The following is an 8570-nucleotide window of genomic DNA, read 5'->3' as shown; positions in this document are numbered from 1 at the left end:
AGGCCGCTAAGCGCGGCGTATCCCTCCTCCTCTCAGCTTTCGATGATGTGTGAATCTGATAGCCCCTCGGGGAGAAGAGGGAGCAAGGCGCGCCGATGCTGCCCAAACGAACCCGCCTGTTTAAAGGCACTCCATCCAAATGGGGTCGATGACGAAGCGGCATTCTCCCTCTTCTCCCCAGCGGGGAGAAGGTGGCCCGAAGGGTCGGATGAGGGGAGCTGCACGGCACGCCTTTCATTTTCGCTTAGTGACCACCCCACCTCACGCAGTTTCCGTCGCCATCTGCGGCAGGGATTGCAGCAGGGTCTGGCGGGCGGAGTGCAAATGCGCGCGGCAAGCGGTTTCGATCGCGGCCTGGTCGCCGGATTCGAGCGCGGCGATATAATCCAGATGTTCGTGGATGGCGCGTTCGTTGCGCTCGCGGGCGGCGGTCTTGTTCCACTGGTAGTGGTAGTGGAAGACGATGGCGATGGCGTCGTAGAAATCGGCGATGAAGCGGTTTTTCGAGGCGCGGTGGATCAGCAGGTGAAAGCGTTCGTCGAGGACGGAGAAATCCCGGAAGCGCTGGTTGATGTCGGCAAGCATGGCGTGATGTTCGTCACGGATGGCGGCAAGATCGGTCCAGGCCTGATGATCTCTCGGAAGCCGGCCGAATTCGGCGGCCGAATGCAGCTCGAACATCTCGCGCACATCGGCCAGTTCAAGCGCGAATTCGCGGGTGAAGCCTTTCAGCGTCCAGTGGCTGTTCGGGCGTTTCTCGATCAACCCGAAGCGGGAGAAGCGGATCAGGAATTCGCGCACGCTTGTCGTGCCGGTACCGATCTCGCGGGCAAGCTCCAGCTCGTTGATCTGCATGCCGGGGGCGGCATCGTCGGCAAGGATGCGCTGCATGAAGCTGCGCTCGATGATATCGTGCAGGGAGTCGGTCTCTTCGGAGGGAAAGAGGTCGCGGTCCGTCGGTTGGCGCAGCACGGTCTTCTGGCGCTTGTTCCAGCGGATGATGCCTTCTTCGCTGAGCCGCGTCAGGATGGCGCGCGCCGTCGAGCGGCTGACGCCGAGCTGGGCGGCGATCTCCGGCTCCGAGGGCAGTGCGGTATCCGTGCGTAGGGCTGCGGCATACCTGTTGTAGGCTTCCTTGAAGACCGTATTCTGCCTTGCCACCAGACCCCGCTTTCCGCCCTCGTGTCCGTCGCCCGCTCTAAAGCTGGGCAAACCGATCGGGGCTTGTTCAAACGACCTTTAGCTTATTTCCGGTCGCCTGCGGCTTGTTGCCTCCCTCGTCCACAGGATCAATATTCCCGTTGACTTGAAAATGTTTATTGTAGATAAAAAACAAAATCAATGCGCATTCGCCGATGCAGCGAGCGTTTTGATAGAACAGGATGATTTTAGGTGGGATGGCCTAAAATCTGAATCCTGTTCTAAATTAAAGAGTTAGAGCATGATGTCGTCCGAAAACCGCTGACACTTTTCGGCATCATGCTCTAGGGAGATAGAGACTTGGACAAACTGCCTTGGATCATCCTTTCGGCCGGTGACAATGTCGCTGTGGCAACAGCGGCCATCGCGCCGGGTTCGACGGTTGCCGGCATTCAGACCTCCGAGAAAATCGACCCAGGCCACAAGGTGGCAATTGCCGATATTCCGCTCGGGGCCCCGGTCGTCAAATACGGCCAGGCGATCGGCCGCACCACGGCCGAGGTCAGGGCCGGCGACCACGTGCACAGCCACAACCTGCATTTCGAAAACGACCGGCTGGCGGCGACCGCCAATTCGGCGCCGGAAACGGCGACGGCCGAGGACAAGGCGCGCAGCTTCATGGGCTATCGCCGCGCCGACGGGCGGGCGGCGACGCGCAACTATATCGGCATCATCGCCAGCGTGAACTGTTCCACCACGGTCTGCCGGGCAATCGCCGACGAGGCGAACCGGACGATCCTGCCGCATTATGACGGCATCGACGGTTTCGTGCCGATCGTGCACGACCAGGGCTGCGGCATGAGCTCGACCGGCGACGGCATGAATGTGCTGCACCGGACGCTGGCCGGTTATACCAGGCATGTGAATTTCGGCGGCGTGCTGATGATCGGCTTGGGCTGCGAGGTCAACCAGCTGACGCTGTACGGCCAGAGCGGGGCCGGCGCCTCGAAGCGGCATTTCAACATCCAGGATGCCGGCGGTTCGCGCCGCGCCGTCGAGCGCGCCATGGGCATGCTGCGCGAAATCGCCGCCGATGTCGGCAGGGAAAAACGCGTGCCGATCTCGATCGGCGAGATCATCATCGGCCTGCAATGCGGCGGCTCCGACGGCTTTTCCGGCATCACCGCCAATCCGGCGCTGGGTGTCGCGGCCGATCTCCTGGCGGCGGCCGGCGGCACGGCGATCCTGTCGGAGACCTCGGAGATTTACGGCGCCGAACATCTGCTGCGCAGCCGCGCCGTCAGCGACGAGGTGGCAAAGAAGCTCGACGAGAAAATCGCCTGGTGGGAGGATTATGTCGCCCTGCACGGCGCCTCGCTCGACAACAACCCCTCGCCCGGCAACAAGCGCGGCGGGCTCACCACCATCCTGGAAAAATCGCTCGGCGCGGTTGCCAAGGGCGGCCGTTCACCGCTGACGGCGGTCTATGGTTATGCCGAGCGGGTCACCGCCCCCGGCCTCGTCTTCATGGACACACCGGGTTACGACCCGGTCTCGGCGACCGGCCAAGTGGCCGGCGGGGCGAATATGATCGCCTTCACCACCGGCCGCGGCAGCTGCTTCGGCTGCCGGCCGGCGCCGTCGCTCAAGCTTTCCAGCAATTCGGCGCTCTATGCCTCGATGGAGGAGGACATGGACATCGATTGCGGCACGATCGCCACGGGTGACGCGACGATCAGCGGCAAGGGCCGCGAGATCTTCGAGCTGATCGTCGACACCGCCTCGGGCAAGAAGACCAAGAGCGAGCTCTTCGGCTACGGCGATAACGAATTCGTGCCCTGGCATCTGGGCGCAACGCTCTAGTTTTTTGTTTTTGCGCAATCCCGGACGGAAAACCGTTTCACACTTTTCCTGGGATTGCTCCGGAATCTCGAGTTCTTGGCGAGGAGGAATGATGAAGACGAGAAAGATCGGCAAGACCAAGCTTGAGGTGACCGAAATCAGTTTCGGCGCCGCAGCGCTCGGCGGTCTTTACCGCGCCTGCCCGCGCGAGCAGGCGATCGACACGCTGCAGGCGGCCTGGGACAGCGGCATCCGCTATTTCGACGTGGCGCCCTGGTATGGGCTGGGCCTTGCCGAACGCCGGGTCGGCGATTTCCTGCGCGACCAGCCGGATGGCAGTTACGTGCTGTCCACCAAGGTCGGCCGGCTGCTCAGGCCGGTGCCGACCGGCACCGTGCCCGACTATAGCTATGTCGATCCGCTCTCCTTCGATGCCGATTACGACTATTCCTATGACGGCATCATGCGCTCGGTCGAGTTCAGCTATGCCCGCCTCGGCCTCAACCGCATCGACATTCTCTATGTGCACGATCTCGGCGGCTACACCCATGGCGCGGCGAAAAATGCGGTCCACCAGAAGCAGTTTCTCGATTCCGGCGTGAAGGCGCTGGAGGAGCTCAAGTCCTCGGGCGCGATCTCCGCCTTCGGCCTCGGCGTCAACGAAGTGCCCGTCTGCCTCGACGTCATGCGCCATGCCGATCTCGACTGCATCCTGATGGCCGGCCGCTATACGCTGCTCGACCGTTCGGCCGTTGCCGAACTCTTGCCGCTCTGCCGGCAGAAGGGCACGTCGCTCGTCGTCGGCGGCGTCTTCAACTCCGGCATTCTCGCCACCGGCCCGGTGCCGGGCTCGCATTTCGATTATATGCCGGCTGATGACGAGGTGCTGGCCAAGGTCGGCGCCATGGAGGCGATCGCCAAACGCCACGGAGTGCCGCTGGCGGCGCCCGCCCTGCAGTTTCCGCTGCGCGAGGCGATCGTCGCCTCGGTGCTGATCGGCACGGCCAAGCCGTCGAGCCTGATACGCAACATGGAGATCGTCGAGCCGCGGCTTGCCGACACGATCTACGCCGAATTCGAGCCCTATACGCTGGTTGCGCCGCCGCTCGGCGCCGAAGCGGTCCGGGTCTGAGGAGACATTATGCTTAGGGGTATTCATCCGCTGCTCGGTCCCGACCTGCTTCATGCGCTGAAGACCATGGGGCATGGCGACGACATCGTCATATCCGACGCCAATTTTCCCTCGGGCTCGATGGGTCCCCCGGTCATTCGCGCCGACGGCGTCAGCGCCACTGCGATGGCCGAGGCGATCCTCACCCATATGCCGCTCGACACTTTCGTGCCGGAAACGGCGTGGCGGATGGAGGTGGTGGGCGACCCCAGCGCGGTGCCCGAAGTCTGCGCCGAGTTCCAAGAGATCGTTGCCAAGCGCGCCGGCGATTTCCGCATCGTGCCGGTGGAGCGTTTTGCCTTCTACGCGATGGCCCGCAAGGCCAGCTATATCGTCGCGACGACGGAATTCCGGCTGTACGGCAACCTGATTTTGAAAAAGGGCGTCGTGCATCCGCATGAGGTCGATCTGGGCTGAACCCTATTTTAGGGTATTATTGTATTGAAATAAAATCAGTTGCTTGGGCGGAGTTTAGCAAAGCAAAAAAGCCGGATCGGCGCTCTTGCAATTTGAATGCGCCTCGGCTAGCTTCTGCCTGCAAATGTTTTTTATCGATAAAAACCCTCCGCCAGCGTTCAGCGGTCCGGTTTATTGGAGGAGAACGCATCCTGAGAGGAGAACCCTTATGACTATCGTGAAATCCCTTCTGTCGCGTCGCGCCTTTACCGCGCTCGCAGGCGCTGCCGTCATCGCCACGGCGATGCCGGTCACGTCCTTTGCCGCCGACGTGACGATCCCGATCATCGTCAAGGACACGACGTCCTTCTACTGGCAGATCGTTCTGGCCGGCGCCCGCAAGGCCGGCAAGGATCTCGGCGTCAACGTGCCGGAGCTCGGCGCCCAGGCCGAGTCCGACATCAACGGCCAGATCAGCATCCTGGAAAACGCCGTTGCCGGCAAACCGGCTGCCGTCGTCATCTCGCCGACCGAATTCAAGGCACTCGGCAAGCCGATCGATGAAGCCGCCAAGTCGGTTCCGATCATCGGCATCGACTCGGGCGCCGACTCCAAGGCATTCAAGTCGTTCCTGACGACGGACAATGTCCAAGGTGGCCGCATTGCCGCCGACGGTCTTGCCGCCGCCATCAAGGAGATGACGGGCAAGGAAGAAGGCGAAATCGTCATCCTCACCAACCTGCCCGGCGTCGGCTCGCTCGAGCAGCGCCGCGAAGGCTTCCTGGATCAGATCAAGACCAAACATCCCGGTCTGAAGGTCATTGCCGACAAGTACGGCGACGGTCAGGCGACGACCGGCCTCAACATGATGACCGACCTGATCACGGCCAACCCGAAACTCGTCGGCGTCTTCGCCTCGAACCTGATCTTGGCACAGGGCGTCGGCCAGGCGATCGCCGAAAACAAGCTCGGCGACAAGATCAAGGTCATCGGCTTCGACAGCGACGACAAGACGGTCGGCTTCCTCAAGGATGGCGCGATCGCCGGCCTCGTCGTTCAGGACCCCTATCGCATGGGCTATGACGGCATCAAGACCGCGCTTGCCGTCTCCAAGGGCGAGAAGGTTCCGGAAAATGTCGACACCGGCGCCAACCTCGTCACCAAGGCGAATATGGCCGATCCGAAGATCGACGCATTGCTGAACCCGAAGATCAAGTAACGAAGACAGACGGGCCGCGCCGGCTTCAAAAACCGGCGCGGCCTTTTTCATCCATGGTATGGTTACCAGGGTGGAGCAGACGTGACACAAGGAGGAGAGGTCCATGATCGGACTGGAAGAGGTCAGTCATCGCCATGATGACAGCGCGACGCTGAAAGAAGCCAATCGAATTCCCGCCGGATCGCCTATCCTCGAACTCAAGGGCCTGCAGAAGAATTACGGCCATGTCCAGGCACTGAAGCCGGCGACGCTGACCTTCCTGGCCGGTGAAATCCACGCCATCGTCGGCGAAAACGGCGCCGGCAAATCCACCCTGATCAAATTGCTCACCGGCGTTATTACCCGCACGGCCGGCGAAGTGCTGTGGTGCGGCCAGCCGGTGGGGCTGTCGACGCCGAACGAGGCGATCGCCCGCGGCATCAACGCCGTGCACCAGGAGGTCGTGCTCTGCCGGCACCTGACGGTGGCCGCCAACCTCTTTCTCGGCGACGAGGTCAATCGCTACGGGCTGATGCGCAAGAAGCAGATGGAGAAGCTGGCGCAGGCCGTGCTCGACGATCTCGGCTTCGGCCTGCCGGCCGGTGCGCTGTTGAGCTCGCTGACCATCGGCCAGCAGCAGCTCGTCGCCACCGCGCGCGCGGCGATGCGCGGCACGCAGTTCCTGATCTTCGACGAACCCACCGCCTATCTGACGCGCCAGGAATCCGCACAGCTCTTCAAGCTGATCCGCCGCCTGCAGGGCGAAGGCGTCACCATCGTCTATATCAGCCACCGCATGGAGGAAGTCTTCGAGCTTGCCGACCGTGTCTCGGTGCTGCGCGACGGCACGCATGTCGGCACGCGGCTGATCGGCGAGACCAACGATGCCGAGCTAATCGCGCTGATGATCAACCGCTCGATCGAACAGATCTATCACAAGGAAGAGATTGCAATCGGCGAGACGATCGTCGAGGTCAACGGCCTCTCCGGCCCGGGCTTCGAAGACGTGTCGCTCAGCGTCAAGGCGGGACAGATCGTCGGCCTCTACGGGCTGATCGGCGCCGGCCGCAGCGAATTCGCGCTCGGCCTCTATGGCCGCCAGCCGATCAGCGCCGGCGAAATCCACTGGAGAGGCAAGCGCGTCGATATCAGGAACGAACGCACGGCGATGGAGCTCGGCATCGCGCTCGCGCCCGAAAGCCGGCGCGACCAGGGGCTCTGCCTCAACCTGCCGATCGGCCTCAACATCAACCTGCCGGTGTTCGGGCGCCTCAGCCACGGACCTGTGATCAATCACGCACGCGAATCGGCCAATGCCGACAAGCAGATCCGCGATCTCAGCATCAAGACGCCGAGCCGGCGCGTTCCCGCCTCCAGCATGTCGGGCGGCAACCAGCAGAAGATCGTCATCGGCAAGTGGCTGAGCCACGGCGCCCGGTTGTTCATCTTCGACGAACCCACAGTCGGCGTCGACGTCGGCACCAAGGCTGAGATCTACCGGCTCTTCGCCAAGCTTCTGAAGGAGGGAGCAGGCATCATCCTGATCTCCTCCTACCTGCCCGAGGTCTACGAACTGGCCGACCGGCTGCACGTCTTCCGCGGCGGCAGGATCGTCGCCAGCCATGATTTCCACGCGGCGACGCATGAAGAAGTGCTCAGCGAAGCGATCGGCGTCTGAGCACAAGCAATTCCAGCAAAAGTCCGCTGCGGTTTTGCGTCCGGAAATTGCGTAAAACAAATAGATGGAGAATTCCCGCGCTTTTGGAGAAAAGCGGAAATTCTCTAAGAGGGAGAAATTTCATGACTGCCACCCCCACCGAAATCGTCGCGCCGCCGCCGCGCCGGAAAATGAACATCCTGTTCGGCCTGACGCTGATCGGCCTGCTGATCTTCCTCTGGATCGTGCTTGGCTTAGTCACCCCGAGCTTCTGGACACCGCTCAACATCTCGAACCTGCTGCGTCAGGGTGCGATGACGGCGATCCTGGCGCTCGGCCAGACCTTCGTCATCATCACCGCCGGCATCGACCTCTCGGTCGGCGCCATCGTCGGCTTCTGCACCGTCATCATCGCCTGGCTGCTGCAGGCGGGCGTGCCGCTCTGGGGAGCAATCGTGCTAACGCTCGCCATCGGTGTGGCAATCGGCGCCTTCCATGGCTTCGGCATCGTCCATATGGGCCTGCCGCCGTTCATCATCACGCTGGCAACGCTGACGTCGCTGCGCGGCATCGGCCTGTTGATCACCAACGGCTCGACGATCAGCATCACCGACGAAGGCTTCAGCAATTTCGCGCGGGCCGATTTCCTCAGCATTCCCAGCCTCTTCTGGATGGTCATTCTGGTGGCGGTGCCCTCCTTCATCTTCCTGCATCTCAGCCGCTGGGGCCGCTATCTCTTTGCGGTCGGTTCGAATGCGGAAGCCGCGCGCCTTTCCGGCGTCAACGTCAAGGGCATGATCTATCTTGCCTATATCCTCTCGGCCGGCTTTGCCGCCTTCGTCGGCGTGCTGCTCGCCTCGCGCATCGCCATCGGCAATGCGACGCAGGCCGACGGCTGGGAACTGCAGGCGATCGCCTCCTCCGTCATCGGCGGCACCAGCCTGTTCGGCGCGGTCGGCTCGGTGCATGGCCCGCTGATCGGCGCCTTCATTCTCGCCACCATCAACAACGGCGCCAACCTACTGAACGTCAACTCCTTCTGGCAGCGCATCATCACCGGTCTGCTGATCATCGTGATCGTGTTCTTCGACCAGCTGCGCCGCCGCCGGAGCAATTGATAGGCGAGCAAGAGATCGCCGCCTGCCCCTCATCCGGCTACCGCCACC

General features: G+C 62.3%; 7 protein-coding genes. 6 read left to right on the top strand and 1 reads right to left on the bottom strand.

Features of this window, described 5'->3' with window-relative positions:
• Positions 1–261: 261 nt before the first annotated feature.
• The gene (locus CO667_RS32730) at positions 262–1161 is read right to left on the bottom strand and encodes a GntR family transcriptional regulator (RefSeq protein WP_097622157.1); all 900 of its coding nucleotides are present in this window, start codon (positions 1159–1161) and stop codon (positions 262–264) included.
• A 339-nt stretch (positions 1162–1500) separates the two neighbouring features.
• On the opposite strand from CO667_RS32730, the gene CO667_RS32725 reads away from it, so the two are divergent.
• The 6 genes from CO667_RS32725 (at position 1501) to CO667_RS32700 (ending at position 8522) form a co-directional block, all read left to right on the top strand.
• Positions 1501–3003: an altronate dehydratase family protein gene (locus tag CO667_RS32725; protein ID WP_097622156.1), complete on the top strand. Its 1503-nt coding sequence runs from the start codon at positions 1501–1503 to the stop codon at positions 3001–3003.
• A gap of 91 nt (positions 3004–3094) precedes the next feature.
• Complete coding sequence (locus CO667_RS32720) at positions 3095–4114, top strand: aldo/keto reductase (RefSeq protein WP_097622155.1); 1020 nt, start codon at positions 3095–3097, stop codon at positions 4112–4114.
• Positions 4115–4123: 9 nt separating this feature from the next.
• Positions 4124–4570 (top strand): RbsD/FucU domain-containing protein, encoded by a 447-nt coding sequence (locus tag CO667_RS32715; RefSeq protein ID WP_097622154.1) that lies wholly within the window; start codon positions 4124–4126, stop codon positions 4568–4570.
• A 208-nt stretch (positions 4571–4778) separates the two neighbouring features.
• Positions 4779–5768 carry an ABC transporter substrate-binding protein gene (locus tag CO667_RS32710; protein ID WP_097622153.1) on the top strand — a complete coding sequence of 330 codons (990 nt, stop codon included), beginning with the start codon at positions 4779–4781 and terminating at the stop codon, positions 5766–5768.
• A gap of 103 nt (positions 5769–5871) precedes the next feature.
• Positions 5872–7425 (top strand): sugar ABC transporter ATP-binding protein, encoded by a 1554-nt coding sequence (locus tag CO667_RS32705; protein ID WP_097622152.1) that lies wholly within the window; start codon positions 5872–5874, stop codon positions 7423–7425.
• Positions 7426–7547: 122 nt separating this feature from the next.
• Positions 7548–8522 carry an ABC transporter permease gene (locus CO667_RS32700; protein WP_097622151.1) on the top strand — a complete coding sequence of 325 codons (975 nt, stop codon included), beginning with the start codon at positions 7548–7550 and terminating at the stop codon, positions 8520–8522.
• Positions 8523–8570: the final 48 nt, after the last annotated feature.

This window comes from Rhizobium sp. L43 (genome assembly GCF_002531725.1).
Lineage (GTDB): Bacteria > Pseudomonadota > Alphaproteobacteria > Rhizobiales > Rhizobiaceae > Rhizobium.
Note: the sequence above shows the minus strand (reverse complement) of the source record. Positions and strands in the feature narration are given on the sequence as shown.

Coding starts and splice junctions, on each gene's coding strand:
- CO667_RS32720 (WP_097622155.1), top strand. CDS start 3,095: ATGAAGACGAGAAAGATCGGCAAGACCAAGCTTGAGGTGACCGAAATC.
- CO667_RS32715 (WP_097622154.1), top strand. CDS start 4,124: ATGCTTAGGGGTATTCATCCGCTGCTCGGTCCCGACCTGCTTCATGCG.
- CO667_RS32710 (WP_097622153.1), top strand. CDS start 4,779: ATGACTATCGTGAAATCCCTTCTGTCGCGTCGCGCCTTTACCGCGCTC.
- CO667_RS32705 (WP_097622152.1), top strand. CDS start 5,872: ATGATCGGACTGGAAGAGGTCAGTCATCGCCATGATGACAGCGCGACG.
- CO667_RS32700 (WP_097622151.1), top strand. CDS start 7,548: ATGACTGCCACCCCCACCGAAATCGTCGCGCCGCCGCCGCGCCGGAAA.